The organism is Mesorhizobium sp. USDA 4132 (genome assembly GCF_056279545.1).
Genome location: NZ_JBWCCP010000002.1, coordinates 977,364 through 994,781, shown reverse-complemented (window position 1 = coordinate 994,781; position 17,418 = coordinate 977,364). Strand labels below are relative to the sequence as shown.

11 protein-coding genes, 4 pseudogenes and 1 riboswitch are annotated in these 17,418 nt (G+C 56.3%); of the genes and pseudogenes, 6 read left to right on the top strand and 9 right to left on the bottom strand.

Annotation, left to right across the window (positions count from 1 at the left end):
• Positions 1 to 9 precede the first annotated feature (9 nt).
• Both tdh and ACZ9IU_RS27385 read left to right on the top strand, forming a co-directional pair.
• Positions 10 to 1,038 (top strand): L-threonine 3-dehydrogenase, encoded by a 1,029-nt coding sequence (gene tdh / locus ACZ9IU_RS27390; RefSeq protein ID WP_157885301.1) that lies wholly within the window; start codon positions 10 to 12, stop codon positions 1,036 to 1,038.
• A gap of 39 nt (positions 1,039 to 1,077) precedes the next feature.
• Positions 1,078 to 2,727 (top strand): Na/Pi cotransporter family protein, encoded by a 1,650-nt coding sequence (locus ACZ9IU_RS27385; protein WP_040124772.1) that lies wholly within the window; start codon positions 1,078 to 1,080, stop codon positions 2,725 to 2,727.
• 10 nt (positions 2,728 to 2,737) lie between these two features.
• Here the strand turns inward: ACZ9IU_RS27385 and ACZ9IU_RS27380 are convergent.
• Both ACZ9IU_RS27380 and ACZ9IU_RS27375 read right to left on the bottom strand, forming a co-directional pair.
• Positions 2,738 to 3,398 (bottom strand): annotated as a pseudogene (locus tag ACZ9IU_RS27380) (aminotransferase class I/II-fold pyridoxal phosphate-dependent enzyme); the annotation flags it as partial.
• A 143-nt stretch (positions 3,399 to 3,541) separates the two neighbouring features.
• On the bottom strand, positions 3,542 to 4,798 hold the full coding sequence (locus ACZ9IU_RS27375) for a D-amino acid dehydrogenase (protein WP_040124773.1): 1,257 nt from the start codon (positions 4,796 to 4,798) through the stop codon (positions 3,542 to 3,544).
• A 134-nt stretch (positions 4,799 to 4,932) separates the two neighbouring features.
• A riboswitch (glycine riboswitch) is annotated at positions 4,933 to 5,023 on the bottom strand.
• A 192-nt stretch (positions 5,024 to 5,215) separates the two neighbouring features.
• On the opposite strand from ACZ9IU_RS27375, the pseudogene ACZ9IU_RS27370 reads away from it, so the two are divergent.
• Positions 5,216 to 5,695: pseudogene (locus ACZ9IU_RS27370) on the top strand (helix-turn-helix domain-containing protein); the annotation flags it as partial.
• Positions 5,696 to 5,793: 98 nt separating this feature from the next.
• On the opposite strand, the pseudogene trbI reads toward ACZ9IU_RS27370, so the two are convergent.
• From trbI to ACZ9IU_RS27335, 7 genes and pseudogenes are all read right to left on the bottom strand, one after another.
• A pseudogene (gene trbI / locus ACZ9IU_RS27365) lies at positions 5,794 to 6,807 on the bottom strand (IncP-type conjugal transfer protein TrbI); the annotation flags it as partial.
• Positions 6,808 to 7,473: 666 nt separating this feature from the next.
• A pseudogene (locus ACZ9IU_RS27360) lies at positions 7,474 to 7,743 on the bottom strand (helix-turn-helix domain-containing protein); the annotation flags it as partial.
• Positions 7,744 to 7,871: 128 nt separating this feature from the next.
• The gene (locus ACZ9IU_RS27355) at positions 7,872 to 9,272 is read right to left on the bottom strand and encodes an L-serine ammonia-lyase (protein ID WP_040124777.1); all 1,401 of its coding nucleotides are present in this window, start codon (positions 9,270 to 9,272) and stop codon (positions 7,872 to 7,874) included.
• Between the two features lie 518 nt (positions 9,273 to 9,790).
• Positions 9,791 to 10,879, bottom strand: coding sequence for an ABC transporter ATP-binding protein (locus tag ACZ9IU_RS27350; protein ID WP_051900461.1), 1,089 nt, complete (start codon positions 10,877 to 10,879; stop codon positions 9,791 to 9,793).
• On the bottom strand, positions 10,876 to 11,667 hold the full coding sequence (locus ACZ9IU_RS27345; RefSeq protein ID WP_498957849.1) for an ABC transporter permease: 792 nt from the start codon (positions 11,665 to 11,667) through the stop codon (positions 10,876 to 10,878). Before ACZ9IU_RS27345 ends, ACZ9IU_RS27350 begins: the two co-directional genes overlap by 4 nt.
• On the bottom strand, positions 11,667 to 12,527 hold the full coding sequence (locus tag ACZ9IU_RS27340) for an ABC transporter permease (RefSeq protein ID WP_051900700.1): 861 nt from the start codon (positions 12,525 to 12,527) through the stop codon (positions 11,667 to 11,669). Before ACZ9IU_RS27340 ends, ACZ9IU_RS27345 begins: the two co-directional genes overlap by 1 nt.
• 73 nt (positions 12,528 to 12,600) lie before the next feature.
• Complete coding sequence (locus tag ACZ9IU_RS27335; protein ID WP_157885302.1) at positions 12,601 to 13,698, bottom strand: ABC transporter substrate-binding protein; 1,098 nt, start codon at positions 13,696 to 13,698, stop codon at positions 12,601 to 12,603.
• A 501-nt stretch (positions 13,699 to 14,199) separates the two neighbouring features.
• Between ACZ9IU_RS27335 and ACZ9IU_RS27330 the strand changes: the two genes are divergently transcribed.
• From ACZ9IU_RS27330 to ACZ9IU_RS27320, 3 genes are read left to right on the top strand one after another with little or no spacing between them, the layout of a single operon-like run.
• Positions 14,200 to 15,015: a DeoR/GlpR family DNA-binding transcription regulator gene (locus tag ACZ9IU_RS27330; protein WP_080719344.1), complete on the top strand. Its 816-nt coding sequence runs from the start codon at positions 14,200 to 14,202 to the stop codon at positions 15,013 to 15,015.
• Entirely contained in the window at positions 15,005 to 16,537 is a 1,533-nt protein-coding gene (locus ACZ9IU_RS27325; protein ID WP_040124780.1) for an alkaline phosphatase family protein, read from the top strand. Before ACZ9IU_RS27330 ends, ACZ9IU_RS27325 begins: the two co-directional genes overlap by 11 nt.
• Entirely contained in the window at positions 16,534 to 17,379 is an 846-nt protein-coding gene (locus tag ACZ9IU_RS27320) for a metallophosphoesterase family protein (RefSeq protein WP_051900462.1), read from the top strand. The genes ACZ9IU_RS27325 and ACZ9IU_RS27320 overlap by 4 nt, the downstream gene beginning before the upstream one ends.
• Positions 17,380 to 17,418 lie beyond the last annotated feature (39 nt).

Below are 17,418 nucleotides of genomic sequence, written 5' to 3'. Positions count from 1 at the left end.
GGTGTTTTCATGAGAGCTCTTGTTAAAGCGGAAGCGCAACCCGGCCTCTGGCTTGATGATCGCCCGATCCCTTCGATTGGTCCAGATGACGTCCTGATTAAGATCAACAAGACGGGGATTTGCGGCACAGATATCCATATCTATGCGTGGGATGAGTGGGCGCAGCGAACCGTACCCGTGCCAATGGTGGTGGGGCATGAATATTCTGGCGTGATCGTGGAAGTCGGTGCCAATGTACGCAACCTCGTCATCGGGCAGAGAGTTTCGGGCGAAGGCCACGTTATCGGTCTCAACAGTCGGGCCGCGCGCGGGGGACGGTTCCATCTCGATCCTGAGACAAAGGGAATAGGCGTCAATATACCGGGTGCTTTTGCCGAATATCTCCGACTGCCGGCTTTCAACGTCGTGCCGCTTCCTGACGCAATCGATGACGATGTTGGCGCGATCCTCGACCCGCTCGGCAACGCTGTCCACACGGCACTCTCCTTCGACCTTGTCGGCGAAGATGTCCTGATTACGGGTGCGGGACCGATCGGCATCATGAGCGCCGCCGTTGCTCGTCACGTCGGAGCGCGTCACGTGGTGATCACTGACATCAATCCAAACCGCCTGGCGCTTGCCGCAGAGGTCGCGGATGTCATCCCCGTCGATGTTAGCAGAGAAGACCTCTCTTCCGTCAAAGCTCGACTCGGGATGAAGGAAGGCTTTGACATCGGCCTGGAGATGAGTGGGGCGCCGGCTGCCTTCGATCAGATGGTCAATCATCTCGTCATGGGTGGAAAGATTGCCATGCTAGGCATTCCCGCGCGACCAGCTCCCGTAGACTGGACCAAGGTCGTGTTCAAGATGCTTACGGTAAAGGGCATCTATGGCCGAGAGATGTTTGAGACCTGGCACAAGATGTTGGCCATGCTGCAGAGCGGTCTTGATGTCCGTAAGGTCATTACTCATCGGCTACCGGTTAGTGAATATGATCTGGGATTCAAAACGATGCAGAGCGGCAATTCCGGCAAGATCGTTCTGGACTGGAATAGCTGATGGAGCGCGTCTCACCAGACGTCAGGGCGAGGAAAGACCATGCTTGACCTGATCGGCGCAGTCGCACTTCTTCTCTGGGGTCTTCGGCTGGTGAAGACCGGCGTGATCCGATCCTTCGGCGTACGACTGCGCCGGTGGATTGGCTCCGGTACGCGCAACCGGCTGTTGGCGTTTGGCGTCGGCCTTCTCGCAACCCTCGTTCTGCAGAGCAGCACGGCAACGGCGCTGATGACTGCCTCGTTTGCCGGAAGCGGATTCATGAGTTCGATGATGGCGCAGGCGATCATGCTTGGCGCCAATGTCGGCACGAGCCTGGTCACGCGCATCCTCGCGTTCGATTTGCACTTCCTTGCGCCGCTGATGATTGCGGCCGGCGTGTTTGCTTTTGGCTTCAGCCATTCCAAGCCAGCCAAGGGCCTCTCGCGCGCCGTCCTTGGGCTTGGACTGATGCTGTTGTCATTGCGGCTTCTCGGGCAGGCGACGGAGCCCATGCAGCATTCCCGCGTGCTTGTCGCCTTGATGACATCCCTCGACGCGGTGCCGGCGCTTGCCGTGATCGTTGCGGCCGTGCTTGCGATCGCGGCCTCCTCCAGCCTCGCCATCGTTCTGCTGGCAATGTCGCTGGCTGCAAGCGGAACTGTGACACCTGCACTCGGTATCGCTCTGGTGCTCGGCGCCAATCTTGGCGGTGCTATCCCACCAGTCCTGGGAACTCTGAACTACGGTGCGCTGGCCCGTCGCGTGACCATCGGCAATATGCTTATGCGGCTGATTGGATGTATGATCGTTCTGCCGTTTATCGAAACGGCTGCGGCACTTCTTTTGGACATAAGCCATAGACCGGCCGCACTCGTCGTCGATGCGCATATCGCCTTCAACATTCTGCTTGCCGTGATCATGCTCCCGGTGCTGCGGCCACTGTCCGCCCTGATGCGTCGCTTCCTCCCGGAGGCCACGGAAATCGAGGGCGGCCCCCGTCATCTTGATCCCGACAGCCTCGATACGCCAGCCCTTGCACTTGCGGGGGCGGCCCGCGAGACCCTTCGCATCGGCGATTGCATCACGAAGATGCTGCAGACAAACCTTGAGGCGCTCAGAAAGAACGACACGGCCCGTTCTTCCGGCATTGCCGCGATGGACGATGAGGTCGATCGGTTGAACAGCGCGGTCAAACTTTACCTCGCCAAGCTTAACAGTTCTGCGCTTGACGAGAAGAACGAACAGCGCTCCAACGAGATCAGCGGCTATGCGACAAACCTCGAGCACATCGGCGATATCATCGACCGGAACCTGCGCGACCTGGTGGACAAGAAAATCCGCAACCAGTTGAGCTTCTCCGCAGAGGGCGCTTCCGAGATCGAAGAGCTCTACCGCGTCACGCTCGAAAACCTGCGGCTGGCCCAGAGCATCCTTGTTACCGGCGACGCGCAGCTGGCGCGCCAACTGGTGGAATCCAAGGTCGATATCCGCCATCTGGAGGAGCGGTCGGCGGCCAATCACATGGCGCGGCTTCGTGACGGCAAGATCGAGAGCATACAGACCAGCTCGCTTCATCTCGACATCCTGCGGGATCTCAAACGCATTAATGCTCACATTGCAGCGATCGCCTATCCAATCCTGAAAGGTAGCGGTACTCTGCGTGAGACGCGTCTGATGGAAAGTCCAGGGTTGGACTACCGGCGACTTTAGCTGCGGTCCGCACGCCACAACCATGCGGTAGATGTTGGTTATGGGATGGCCCTTGGCCGGCCTCGCCGAGATGCCCGGTGGCATGGCAATCATCGACCATGACCAAGGCACCGTAGCGCTCGGCCAGATCGCAGATCGCGGAGAGATTTGCGACATAGCCATCCATCGAGAAGACGCCGTCCGTGGCGATCAGCTTGAATCGCGCGCCATCTCGTGCCGCCTCCTTTAATGGCCTTCCAGTTCGCTCATATCGCCGTTGGCGAAACGATAGCGCTTTGCCTTGCATAGCCGCACGCCGTCGATGATCGAGGCATGGTGGAGGCTATCCGAAGTAATGGCATCCTCGGCCTCCAGCAGGGGCTCGAATACCCCGCCACTGGCATCGAAACAGGCTGCGAACAGGATGGCATCGTCCTTGCCGAGATATCGGGCAATCGCATGCTCCAGTTCCCGGTGTAGTGTCTGCGTTCCAAAGATGAAACGCACCGAGGCCATGCCGAAACCGAATTCCTCCAATCCTCGCTTGCAGCGGCTATGATGTCGGGGTGGTTTGCCAGTCCGAGATAGTTGTTGGCGCAAAGATTGACGACCTCGCGGTTCTCCTTCTTGCCGGAGATCGATATCTTGCCGTCTCGCTGGCTGGTGACGAGACGTTCGTGCTTATAAAGGCCATCGGCTCAATCTGAGCCAGTAGCGCGCTCAGATGAGCTTCTAGTTTCCTAGCCATGTAAATGCTTATCCGTGATATAGGATAATTCCTATAGGAATTATCAAGTGAGCGCATCTGTCAGTATTTGTCATCTGAAAACGAACTTCAGGCTACTTGGTCGGAACCCAGAACGAGCCCTGTAACCATTTCCGCGGTGACAGCTGACAGCGTCCACCCGAGATGCCCATGACCTGTATTGTAGAAGACACCGGGCTTTCGGCCGGCGCGAACGCGCGGCATCATATCCGGCATCATCGGACGCAGGCCGGCCCAGGGAACGCATTGCCGTGTGCTCATCGCCGGGAAGTGCTTGCGGCACCAGGCGACGAGTGGCTCTATACGGGCGTCGCGAATATCACGTCCCGCACCGTTGAATTCGGCAGTTCCAGCTACGCGGAACCGGCTTTCTCCCAGCCGGCTGGTGACGATTTTCGCATCGTCGTCGAGAAGGCTTACCCAAGGCGCCGCAGCCTGATCGTGCTGCTCCGTCAGATTGACCGTGATCGAATATCCCTTGACCGGATAGACATTGATCCTGTCACCCAGCTGCGCGGCCAGCCGTCTGGAATGAACCCCGCCGCAGATGACGATCTTGTCAAAGCTTTCAACAGCGCTCTCAGCCCTGTCCTGCCCTGCCTGGAACTGACCGAAACCAATCCTGATTTCACTGGCAAGCACGTCGATATCGGAGACGTCGCATCCGAACATCTGCCGTACACCCAGCCGTCGGCAGGCAGAAGCCAATCCGTTCGTAAACTTGTGAATGTCACCGGTGAAATCGCTTTCGGTATAAAAGCCGCCGTAGAAATTGCCTTGTAGGGTCGGCTCGATCGATCGGATTTCATCCGATGTGACGGCCCGCCTTGTCAGGCCCGCTTGATCAAGAATCTGCGTCACCTTGGCCGCGTGCTCAAACCCTTTTTTCGACCTGTAGAAATGCAGAATGCCTCTGGTTTGGCAATCATACGCAATGTCTTCGTCAGCCGCCATCTGGATGAGATGGCGGCGAGCCTCGATGGCGAGCCTCGCTGTCGCTTCGGTATTCGAACTATATTTTGGAATGGCGGTTAGAAACTCTGCCATCCAGGACAACTTGTGCCATGAAGGCTTGGGATTGACGAGCAATGGCGCACCCGGCGTGAACATCCATTTGATCCCCTTGAGGATCGTGGTCCAACTGTTCCAGACTTCGGCGTTCGACGCGGAAAGCTGCCCGCCGTTGGCGAAGCTGGTTTCCATGGCCGCATATGGGTGCTTGTCGAAAAGCGTGACTTGAAGCCCGGATTTTGCAAGCTTGTAAGCGGTGGTGACGCCAGTGATACCCGCGCCGATCACGGCGACGCGATCTTTCCGTAGAGGCATTAGAACAACAACCGCCTTCGCGGCTCTCCCGTGCCCCCTCTGTCATTGACCTGAGAGTTTCACAGCCTGACTGGAATTAGTCTGACTGCTTACACCGTCGGTGGAAGCGAATGCTTCTCTTTCCAGAGTTCAGTATTTGTTGCGCGGTCCGTTTGCCTGAGAGTTTCCGGGGCGGTTGCTCCTTCGGCGAGGCTCTTTGACCTTCCTCTCTCCCGCGTTCTTACACTATCATGTGCAAACGCTCGTAACGCAAGCGCAAAAATTCCACAAACGGGAAAATTCCTTTATACAGGACATGATGGAAGCTGATAGAGAGTGGCTCAAAGGAAAATGGTTCAGCGTACATGGAAAATTGGACCGATAGTTCAAAAGGAGCGCAAGCGCCGCAAGCTGACATTGGAGTAATTTGCCACCCGCTCCGGCGTATCGAAGTCAATGCTCAGCCAGATCGAGCGCGGAGAGGCCAATCCGACATTTGTCGTGGTCTGGAGCCTCACGCAAGCGCTCGAAATAGATTTCTCGGAATTGATCGGCGGGAGCAGTGCGGCGACAGGCGCAAATGACATTGAGGTGATATCAGCGGAGCATACTCCGGAGATACGCAGCGCAGATGGACTATGCCGTCTAAAGATCCTTAGTTCGCCGCGTCTGGCCGGTCAGTCAGAGTGGTATAGCGTCGAGATCGAACAGGGCGGCAAACTCGCCAGTGAACCGCACGCACCAGGCACGTCTGAATACTTCACCGCCATCACCGATGGATTAGGAGTCGAAAGTGGCGAGAGCCGGGTTTGCCTGAAAGCTGGTGAAACGGCGCGTTATCCGGCCGATGTCAATCATCACATTTCAAACATCGGCAACAGGGCCGCGCGAGGGTTCCTTGTCGTTTTGTATCGATGAGTTTTTGAATTCCACGGCAGCGCGTCTGGTCCAGACGGCGAGTTCGGGTCTGCTATCGAACGAACCTTATATGTGGCGTCAGTCTCTGTAGGTCGCCGAAAAACAATGTCCTGATCAACGAGGACGTTGAATTGATAGCCCGGCCGGATCTCCAACGTTGGCTGCACGTCCATATTCCGCTGTATCGTGCGGTCGGCTACTCGCCCAAAGGTCTCGGCGAAATTGCGCCTTGCCGCATCGGATGCTGTATCCTGCGTGGGAAGCGTTGAGCTCTGGCACCGCCATGTCGATGCCCGTCCCGATCAGTGCGCTCATGACAGACGAGCCGAAGGTTTTGAGATAGTGGTTGTTCACTTTGTTCCCGAACCCACCATATCCTTGCGCATCCGTGCCGGCCATGCCGCCGATCTGCAATGTCGAGCCGTTTGGAAAGATGATATCGGACCAGACGACAAGAACCCGGCTCTGGCCAAAGGAAACCTTGCTGTCGTAGCGACCGAACAGTTTCGTGCCCTGCGGGATCAGCAGGCGATGGCCTGTCGCGCAGTCGTACACATTCCGGCTGACCTGCGCAGTGATACGCCCGTGGAGGTCGGAAGTGATGCCTGTTATCAATGTCGCCGGAATAACCGTGCCTCGTTTCAGCTCGTACAGGGACTGCTGCGGCACGACGGTGTTCGACAGATAGCCGAGATCCTTGAGGTCGGCATTGAAGAAGTCTTCCTTGGAGCTCTGTCCGTTCGGATCGACATTCTGCCCACCAAGACCGGCGCGCAAGGCGGCGGTGTAAAGATCGGAGGCGTTTCCGTTCGCGGCGGCTGTCGTCGTCCGAGCTCCGGCGCTCTCGTCCTCTTTTTCGACCGCGATTCCAGCTTGCCGCGATCGATGGCGAGAGGCGCATCATAGGCGGAATCCCGCGCCTGCATGCGGGCCATACGCTGACGCTGCTGCTCGCGCAGAACCTGTTCCTGTTGCTCACGGGCGAGACGCGCCCGCCACACCTCCTCCGGCTCCAGTTCAGATCCCCGTCGTTCCGGCCTCTGCTCAGGCAGCTGTGTGAAGGGATTAGCCACCTTCTCTTCGGCCTTTTTGGTCTCGACCGGCGTCGGTTGAAGCCGGATTGCCCGAACTCAACCCTCTCTTTTTCCCTGGACTGTTTTGAAGGAAACCCGGCCGGCAGCCGCGCTCACGCCACGCTTTCCGAAATATCGTCATCGTCTCTCGCCATCCATCGACATCGAGCCATTCCACGAGCTGCAGAAAGCGTGCGGGGAAGGCCGAGGCGAGTGCTGCCTGTACCTGCTGAAAGGCTCGTAGCCGCTTTTTTGATCCGTCACCTTCGCTACGATAATGCGCTGCGAACTGCCGTACCGCCCCCGATGTCGTGTCGATGGCGTTTGGAAGGCAAATGGTTGCCGAGAGATCCGAGGCTGAAAGGGCGGCGATCGCCTCGGTCGCGAGGGCGAGCTCCAGTTGGCGAAGTCGCGAGAGGGGGTGGGGTGACGGTTTGGGTCGCCCTTCTTTTATCTCCTCCAGCGACGCACCGAACAGAGCCTCTGCCTAATGCGGTGTTTTCGCGGTGTAGCCGTAGCCAGTCTGGCGTACAAGGGCGTTCCTGACCGTTAAGAACCGCTGCTTTTCCGGCCCCACCATGTCAGCGGGAGGAGCTATAGTCGCCACGTGGGAGAACATTGCCGGCTTGCCTTTGATCACCCGCGTGAGCGCAAAGATGCGCACGATCTCGTCTACTGCCTCGGCCATGGAGAAGGCGGGCTCGCGGGTGCAAAATCCGCATAACTCTCCCGAACCAGCGTCACCACGTAATCCCGAACGCCATCGGTAATCCGATTGTTCGACGGTCGGCCGATCGCCTTGTGCCGGATCGACGCCGCACCGCCAGTCCGGATCCGATCCAGCAGACGACGGACCTGGCGCTCGCTCAGATCAAGCACATGCGCCGCCGACACCATCGTCATCCGGCCGGCAATCACCGTCGACAAAATCTCGATCCGCTGCAGGTCGCGTTCGCTCATCGCTATCAATCCCATCTGCAATCTCCCTGGCGTCAATCAGACCCGGGGAGTGTGACATTCCAACGTTGCAAAAACAGGACACTTTAACTTTGCGGCTGCAACTTGAAGTGGCGTAACTTGTCTTATGGAACTGAGCGGTTCCATCAACACTCGACCACGTTAACGGCGAGACCACCGGTCGAGGTTTCCTTGTATTTCTCGCTCATGTCGTTGCCGGTCTGGCGCATCGTCTCGATACAGGCGTCGAGCGGCACGAAATGCGTGCCGTCGCCTTTGATCGCGAGCGAGGCGGCCGTGACCGCCTTGACCGCGCCGAGCGCGTTACGCTCGATGCAGGGCACCTGCACGAGGCCCGCGATCGGGTCGCAGGTCATGCCGAGATGGTGTTCCAGCGCGATCTCGGCGGCGTTCTCGATTTGCTCCGGCGAACCGCCCATGACAGCCGCAAGCCCTGCCGCAGCCATGGCGGCGGCCGAGCCCACTTCGCCCTGACAGCCGACTTCGGCGCCCGAGATCGAGGCATTGTGCTTGATGATGCCGCCGATTGCGGCCGCCGTCAGCAGGAAGTTATGGACGTCCGCCTGGGTAGCGTCCTCGTGGAAATGCAGGTAATAACGTACCGTCGCGGGAATGACGCCCGCTGCACCGTTGGTCGGTGCCGTGACCACCCGTCCGCCGCCGGCGTTCTCCTCGTTGACCGCCATCGCGTAGACGCTCAGCCAGTCGTTGGCGAGCAGCGGGTTCAGCCGGTTGCTGCGCCATTCCTCGTTCAGCTTGTCGTGGATCGCTCTCGCCCGGCGCTTCACCTTCAGCCCGCCCGGCATGATCCCGTCGACCTTGAGGCCGCGGTCGATACAGCTGGACATCGCTTCCCAAATGCGGTCGAGACCGACATCGAGTTCGGCGGAGCTCATCTTGGTTTCTTCGTTGGCGCGCTTCATCTGGGCGATCGTCAGGCCTGAGCCGCGCGCCATATCGAGCATCTGCTTTGCCGAGGCGAATGGATAGGGAATGCGCGAGTCGCCGGCCGACTTCTTGGCACCGCGCATAGCCTCAAGCTCGGTGTCCGTCACCACGAACCCGCCGCCGATCGAATAGTAGATCCGCTTCAGGAGCAGCCGGCCGTCCCGATCGAAGGCTGAAAAACTCATGCCGTTGGCATGGCCGGGCAGTGGCTGCTTCTTGTCGAAGATCAGGTCGGTCTTCGGCTGGAAGTCGTAAGCGGGATGGTCGGGCGGCGTGACGCGGCCGGTCTTCTCCACCTCGTCGATGATCGCGTCCATCCGGTCCGGATCGACGGCGTGGGGTTCCTCACCGACCAGTCCCAATATCACCGCCCTGCCCGTCCCGTGGCCGATCCCGGTGAACGCGAGCGAACCGTGCAGGCTCACCTTCAGCGCCGCGACATGCGCGCCGGTCGGGCGCGGCCATTCACTGGACAGGATGACCTCCAGGAACCGGTTGGCGGCCGACATCGGTCCCATCGTGTGCGAGCTCGAAGGGCCGATACCAATCTTGAAGACGTCGAAAACGGACAGGAACAACTCGGGGCCTCTTTGCCAGTCTTGTAATGTCACGCCGGTCACCTCCACGCACTGGATGGAGGAGATCAGCCCGATCAAGGATTTGAGCACGAATTAGATAGGTGCCAAGACTATCTGTCCAAGATTCAAACGGGAAGTTGATTTCTCAAAGTTATAGGAAGACAATGTGGATGACCTGCTCGCCTCAGCTAGGTCACGAATTGAGATACCCATCTGAAACCATTCTCTGCAGGTCCTTCAAGTCAGGTTTGCCAAATTCGGGCAGGAGGTCATTGTCCTCCGCGAGATCCCGACCATAGCACGCGCTCAAAATTACAACTCCAGATTGATGGAGCGGTGCCGCCACGCAGCAAATCCCAGCTATATATAGCGTTGCCGCCAAGCCGAGCAGCCGCCAAGACCACGCGCACTTTCGTGTTTTCACGCCAAACTGGCCCCCTTGAACATCAAAACTCTCAGAAAACAGTCGAAGGGATTTGTGCGATACTGTCGGGAACCAAACGCTGCAACAGATCCCATTATTCAGCTCGCATCACAAACACGCTTTTGGGGTCTATCGAAATATCAACGTCCTGGCCGCGCGACGGCGGGGAGGACAGCGGCGTGTTAAAGGTGTCAATAGTTATTGTCTCATTGCCAACGATAAGGCTAAACCGAATTACGGAACCATGAAAGCCAACACCTATGACCTTGCCGCTCAGTATGGCATCTCCCTTGTGGGCGCCAAAGCGTATTGCTTCTGGCCGAACTGCCAGTGAGAGATGGTCACCCCGCGCAATACCCTGCGGAAGTTCCAGATTTCTGAGAGTCGCGGTTGCGACCTTCACGGATCCGCTCGCTGGGTCTAATAGCGTTGCCTTGAGGACAGAAAGCGTTCCAACGAATGATGCGACAAAACGCGTGGCCGGACGATTGTAAATCTCAAGGGGCGTGCCAAACTGCTCGACCCTTCCGCTGTTCATGACGGCAACCCGGTCAGACATCGACAATGCCTCTTCCTGGTCGTGTGTCACAAAAAGCGTGGTGATGCCGAGTTCAGTTTGGATATCTCGAATCTGTTCACGCAAAGAAAGACGAATCTTTGCATCGAGTGCCGAGAGTGGTTCATCAAGCAAGAGCATCGCTGGTTTCGTTGCCAACGCTCGTGCCAAAGCCACACGCTGTTGCTGGCCTCCCGAAAGCTCGTAAGGAAAGCGCCGCTCCAACCCTGTCAAACCGACGAGTTCTAACATCTCAGCAACACGCCTTTGTATGTCTCGATCTGCCATGGCCGCGATTTTGAGACCAAAGCCGACGTTGGCGGCAACCGACATATTCGGAAACAACGCGTAAGATTGGAATACCATTCCGAGGTTGCGTTGATCTGGGCGCAACCTGGAAACATCTCTCCCATCGATGAGAATTTGGCCAGTCGTCGGATGCTCGAACCCTGCAATCATACGCAAGACCGTCGTCTTTCCGCAGCCGGATGGGCCGAGAACCGAAATGAATTCGCCTTTGCGTACTTCAAGATCTAGGCGAACAACTTCATGCCCCCCGAACCGTTTGCTGATCCCGGAAAGGTGAAGGGCGGTATTTTTTTTGGCGGAGGACACGACCAGGTTCATTTACTCTCTCTTCGCACATGAGGGGAAAAGCGCGCCAAAACTTGGACCAGTCCCATGGCGGTCCAGGTAATGAAGAATGACAGAATGACTAATGCCGCCGGTTCATAGGCCTTTGCTACCCCAACTCTCTGGATGTAGGGGCCAAAGGCAGGCCTCGTGAGGAGACTCGCCATTACGAACTCACTGATTACAACGGCGAAAGTTAAGAACGCACCAGACAACACAGAAACCAGTATATTTGGTAGAATTATGCGGGCAATAATAGTGATTGGTCTGGCGCCGAGAATTGTTGCGGCTTCAGTGAGCACGCGGGCATTGATTGCCTGGAGGCCGGTGTCGATGGCTCGATACATATAAGGCAGGGTCAAGGTCACGTAGCCGCAAATCAATAGGATATCGGACCCGCGCGCCGTTCCCGTGAGTGGAAAGGGTGATGAGGAAGAGAACATCCTGAGATAACCGAACACCAATATGATCGGCGGTACGATCAGAGGCAACAGCACAATGAACTCGACGACCGGCCGAAGCCATGGAAGACGCAGTCGCACCAGATAGACGGTTGGCAAGACGAGGATAGTACCTACGAAGATGGTGCACAACGCGATGAGCGCGGAATAACTGAAACTCGAAACGAAATCCGGGTCGGCGAACACGTAACGGTAGGCATCAAGACTATAGCCGTCGCGTCTAAGGCTCAGCGAGAACTCTGCTGTACTGATCAATGGCATTAGGAAAAAAGCAGCGCCTACAATCAGACAGATCCAACGAAGAAGATGCATATTTTTTATCATCTGAGCCACCGTTCAGCGCGGGTGCGGAGGGCAAGATAGATGGTGTTGGCAAATGCCATGACGATGATCATGCCAAGCGCCAGTGCGGCACCGAGACTCTCATTGTGCAACACATCGCCACGGATTTGAGCATAGAGCAAAATCGGCACGATGTTCACCGCGTAGCCGGTGAGGGCGTAGGCCGTGGCAATGGCACCGAAGGAATTCGCGAAAAGGAGAGCTAGTGTCCCGAGCAGGCTGGGCCACAGGACAGGCAGGCCGATATACCTCCAATAGTGCCAGGATCTGGCGCCCAAAATTGCCGCAGCCTCGCGCCATTCGCGCCGCAGTCCGTCGATGGCGGGCATCATGATGGTAATCGTGATCGGAATCTGGAAAAAGAGATAGGTGATCGTCAGGCCCCAAAAGCTCGCCAGATCAAAACCGGCATCATAAATGTCAAGGCCCGCGATCGTATTGAGTGCCGTCGTGACTAGGCCAAGACGGCCGAGCGTCGCGATGAATGCAAAGGCAAGCGGAACTCCAGAGAAATTGGAAGCCACTCCGCAGAAGGTCATCACGATGGAGCGGACCCGGGAATTGCTGACACCGCGCCCAACGACTAGAGCGAGACCGAGGCCGATTAAGCCGCCGAGCACAGCCGACGCCGAGGATATTTTTATGGATTCCGCAAACGCGGCGATGACCTCAGGCGTGTTCAGATCGACAAAATTCTTCAGGGTTAACTGGCCTTGCCGATTAACGAAGGCGTCGGCGACCAGCGCAACTGTTGGTGCAACCATCATCACAGCGGCGAAAGCAAAGAACGGCGCTACTCCGATCAATGCGGACCAGTCTGGTCGCTTTTGCACAAACATTTTCAGCGCGGCCGACAGCTTGTCGGGTCGGGGATACCCCGACCCGACAAGTCCGCTCTCAGGTCCGTCCACGTCAGTTCTTCTTGACATTGATAGTCGTCGTCCAGCTTTCAGCGACAACCTTGCCAGCTTCGACCAGATGCTGAAGCTCCGGGAATACGAGGTTGTCCCCGGCGGGAGGAAGCTTGACGACCATTTCATCAGTGATGATGCCGGTTTTGCGCATGTGGTCGAAACGGATCGGATGGCACAGGCCATTCAAGAAGCCGATCTGTCCTTCGTCGGAATACAAATATTCCATCCAGAGTTTCGCAGCATTGGGATGAGGTGCATGCTTGCTGATCGCCTGAGCGTAGACGCCCGCAACGGTCACCGTCTTGGGGACGATCGTTTCGATCGGTGGGTTGCCGTGGAAGCCCTCGTTGTAGGCGATGCCGTTGAAGTCCCAACGTGTCGTGATCGGCGCTTCGCCCTTTGCGATCGCGGCAGCAGTGCCGAAGGTGGGAACAAGATTGCCGGCTTCGTTGAGTTGGCGGTAGAATTCTATTCCCGCCTTCGCGGCATCGGCACCCGGTTTGGCGCCAGTCGACAGTCCCGCCGCGTAGATGCTCAGGATCGCATTGTTCGCCGTCCTCGGATCGGCTGGCACCGAAACGCTCTTCTTGTAGATCGGGTCGCGCAGGTCCGCCCAATCGGCAGGGCTTTTCTTTACAACATTCTTGTTCACCAGAAACGACAGCACACCGTAATAGTCGCCGTACCAGTGGCCGTCTTTATCCTTGACGGCTGCCGGAATCGAATCCCAAGTCTTCACCTTGTAGGGCAGCAGCAGATCTTCTTCCATACCGGTGGGGCCGAACACCGCGCCGATGTCGATCACGTCGGGCGCCTGCGGTCCCTTGTTGCCGATATTGGCCTTGATCGTGGCCAGTTCCTCACCCGAGCCGGCGTTCGGATTGAGCTCGTTTACGACAAGTCCGTACTTGTCCTTGAAGCCCTGAATGAGGGCGCCATAACCACACCAATCATGCGAAACGGCGATAACCGTCAACTGGCCTTCGGCTTTGGCCGCCGCGACAAGGGCATCCAGATCCTGTGCTGATGAGGTGGTGGGAACGACCGCCAGCGCCGTCGTCGCCGCACTGGCGAGCAAGCATACAATTCTGTTCATTAGCATCATTCTCTCCTAGTTCTCGTTCAAATAAACTGGCCTGTAGGCACCCATGTGAAGCCGCCTTGCGACAGCTAGACTACCGATTTCGCGTGACATCAATGTGACGTATTGTGAGTAAAAATGATAATTTGTGTATTTAGGTTCGTCAAGAGAAATTGTTCGGCTTGCCAATTGATTCTCATTTTAATACCTCCCGCTCGGAGAATGAGCAGAGAAGTTCATGATAACAGAAGGAAAGCTCTGCGTGGCGGCGTTAATCTGAGATTTGGCGATCACACAATCTCAAAAAAAACGAACCAAGTTGTGTGATAAAATATGGCGATTCAAGAGGAAGACACCATTCAATAACCTAAAAACGCGACAAGTGTTAACTTTCACCAAGCGCATTTCCGGTTTGAATGTCTTTCTGTTGGTCTGGTCCAAACGTTGTTGACACGGCCTCCTCAAAATATCATTATTTCTCAAAAATAGTCACACTCCGATTAAGGTGCCTAGCCGATGACAGAAGTTCGAAGCCCACGAATAGGCAAATTGCCTGCGGCTAGTCGATTGCAAGCGATAAAGGAAATGATCAATGCCGGAGAAAGCATCAGCATTGCCGGGCTCGCGGAACAATATTCGGTGTCGATGGAAACCATCCGTCGCGATCTCGCAGCCCTGGAGAAGGAAGGACTCGTCCACCGAGTCCACGGCGGCGCCATGCCGACTGCGCGATCGGCGCCCATCAACGTGCGGGTCAACAGCCTGAGCACCGAGAAAGCCTCAATTGGAGCATTGACGGCGGGATTGATCGAGAAAAATGAGTGGATATTTATAACCCAAGGGAGTACGGCGCAATCCGTGGCGCGAGCGCTCAATGACGGTCCGCCAATCTCCGTGATGACCAATATGCCTGCGATCGCGGAAGCCCTCTATGGGGGGGCGAAGCATCGCGTTGTGTTGACCGGTGGAGAATACAACCACACGGACGGAACCTTGGTAGGCCAGCAGGTGCTTGAGGCCATTTCCGAATGTGTATTCGATACCGCCATTATCGGCACTTACGGAATCGATCCTGTGCATGGGTTGGTAGAGGCGGAGAAATACGATCAACATCTCAAACGCCTTCTCTGCCAGAGGAGCCGCCGCAGGATCTTTATTGCCGATCACAGCAAGTTTGGCGCCTCCGGCACCTATGTTTCCGTCCCGCTGTCTGAAATCGGAACTATAGTTACGGACCTTGCTCCGCCCAAGGAATTCGCAAGCTCTTTCAAAGAGTTTGGTACTAGATTGATATATCCTAACAATGCGGAGGCCGAACCAAATGGGCAGTGAATCAAAGCATGTCGTTATTCTTGGGATTGATGGTTTGAGACCGGACATGGTCAATGACAAGACAATGCCCAATCTTGCCCAATTGGGACGAAACGGAACTTGGAGTACGAAACATAGGACCGTTTTTCCAAGCGAGACACGAGGCGCATTGACCGCTCTCGTCACAGGCGCGAATGCCGAGGCGAACGGAATTTTTGGCAATCAGTTTTACGTGAGAGACGCCGATCACACCCAGATTTTCACGGAGACCACACATGATTGGTATGCTGCCGATGATCGGCTTGGAGGGCGGTTGGTCACAGCGACATCACTCGCAGATATCCTTAGTGGCGCTCAACGGAAGCTCGCAGTCATCACGTCCAGCGGTCCTGGAGCGTTGTCGGCGCTAAACTGGAAGGGGCAACAGCGCGGGCATATCGGATTTAACGTAAAGCATCCCCAACCATCCTTTCCGCATGCTTTCGCCGCGAAAACTCACCGAAGCCTCAAGATTCCCTCGGGCGGCATTTCGGCTGATGGACCGCAAACCGCCTTTAAGGTTTTTCGAAAAGAGGTATGGCCAAATTATCAGCCTGCTGTCTCCATCTTGTGGTTAACCGAAGTCGATAGCGCCGCCCATTTGCACGGGCTCGGCTCGCCCCAACATTATGAGAAGATGAGGCATTGCGATGAAGTGGTTGGCGAGCTGCTCGACTGGTACGCCGCTCAGCCGGAACGGGATGAGATCAGCATTTTCGTCGTCTCCGATCATGGACACGTAACCATAAGCGGGTTGTTATCGATTGCCCAGGAGCTCCGCAACGCCGGTTTTGCAGCAGACTCGTCCTTTGAAGACAACACGACCGATGTTCTGGTGAGACCCGGTCGCGCCGCAGGGATTTGGATGCGGAAATTTGACTCTGTACTTCTCGAAGAGATCCTGGCCTTCGTGGCTGAACAAGAATGGTTCGGTGGTGCATTCACTCCTGCCACCGAGCCGGGATCTGCAGATGGTTCCTTGGCCAACACGTTAGCGCTTGAACTCATTGGTGCCGGGGGGCCTCGCGCACCCGACCTAGTTATCAATCTCGCGAGCAGAAACGACACGAGTGTGGCGGGAATTCCTGGTAGCGCCTATTATGACGCGGGAGACTATGACCTACGACTTGGCGGCGGGACACATGGCGGGCTCCACAGCGCGGAACTCTCGGCAGTTCTCGCCACCTATGGAGCGGGATTGGCGAAGGGACTCATAGCGGATACGCCAAGCTCGATCACAGACATCGCTCCAACTGTCCTGACCTTACTCGGTATTCCATGCCCAGCATCAATGACCGGGAGGCCCCTAAGAGAGCTTACTGAAGACAGGTCGGTCTTGAGCGATGTCACCAATAAGGAGATACGATCGTCGGGAAGTATCAAACCAACCGTGCTCAGTGTCTCCAAGTTGGGTGACCGCATATACCTGAACGAAGCAAGCGTTGGGAAAGGTGTTATGTCGAATGACGCAACGACAAATGCTCGTGTCGGAGTGGCCGAATGACCAAGGCCGAAGTGCTCGCGCATAACATTAGAACGCCGTTAGAGGTGGTTTTCGGGTGTGGGGATTGGGAGCACTTTCGGATCAAAACGCAAACGCCGATGACCTCTCGTCGGATCTACGCGGTCGCTGATATCCATGGTTATGATGCTCATCTCAACTCGATGTTGAGAAGGATTCGGGAAGATATAGCAGAATTTCCGAGTGCAAACCCCATAATTATATTTCTCGGCGACTATATTGACCGTGGCCCAAATTCCAAGCTCGTGATTGAAAAGCTTTGTGAACTGCGGAAAAGCAGAAACTTTAACTGTGTTTTATTGAGGGGCAACCATGAGCAGTGGCTTATCGATTTCGCGCAAGACAGCACCATTCTTCCTCTCTGGGGCCGAAAAGGAGGACTACAGACTTTGCGCTCTTATGGGGTGCCTTTATCGCAAATTGAAGCCGGCATCGAAAGCCCCTTGATTGCGGAAGATGTCCGTCGTCAATTCTTAAACCACCTGCCAATGGAACACATGACGTTCTTTCGTTCTTTACCGAGCCACTTTGAACTTGATGACTACTTTTTTGCCCACGCGGGCGTTGATCCAGATATCCCACTCGATCAACAAACCGATCATGATCTGACTTGGATTCGATACAAATTCTTGGAGTCAAGAAAAGATTTTGGGAAAGTGGTGGTCCACGGACATACCCCCGCCCCAAAAGTAGAAAGCCTGCCGAACAGAATTAATGTTGATACGGAGATTTACACCCGCGGAGTTCTCAATTGCGTAATCCTGGAGGGAAAAGCCCGCTACCTCCTCACCGTTAAAGGTGATTATCCAACACAGGTCGCTTGATGCTGGCGCGTTGGATAATCTGTGCGTCTACGACCACTC

Coding starts and splice junctions, on each gene's coding strand:
- tdh (WP_157885301.1), top strand. CDS start 10: ATGAGAGCTCTTGTTAAAGCGGAAGCGCAACCCGGCCTCTGGCTTGAT.
- ACZ9IU_RS27340 (WP_051900700.1), bottom strand. CDS start 12,527: ATGTTTGTGCAAAAGCGACCAGACTGGTCCGCATTGATCGGAGTAGCG.
- ACZ9IU_RS27320 (WP_051900462.1), top strand. CDS start 16,534: ATGACCAAGGCCGAAGTGCTCGCGCATAACATTAGAACGCCGTTAGAG.
- ACZ9IU_RS27350 (WP_051900461.1), bottom strand. CDS start 10,879: ATGAACCTGGTCGTGTCCTCCGCCAAAAAAAATACCGCCCTTCACCTT.
- ACZ9IU_RS27330 (WP_080719344.1), top strand. CDS start 14,200: ATGACAGAAGTTCGAAGCCCACGAATAGGCAAATTGCCTGCGGCTAGT.
- ACZ9IU_RS27325 (WP_040124780.1), top strand. CDS start 15,005: ATGGGCAGTGAATCAAAGCATGTCGTTATTCTTGGGATTGATGGTTTG.
- ACZ9IU_RS27335 (WP_157885302.1), bottom strand. CDS start 13,698: ATGAACAGAATTGTATGCTTGCTCGCCAGTGCGGCGACGACGGCGCTG.
- ACZ9IU_RS27385 (WP_040124772.1), top strand. CDS start 1,078: ATGCTTGACCTGATCGGCGCAGTCGCACTTCTTCTCTGGGGTCTTCGG.
- ACZ9IU_RS27375 (WP_040124773.1), bottom strand. CDS start 4,798: ATGCCTCTACGGAAAGATCGCGTCGCCGTGATCGGCGCGGGTATCACT.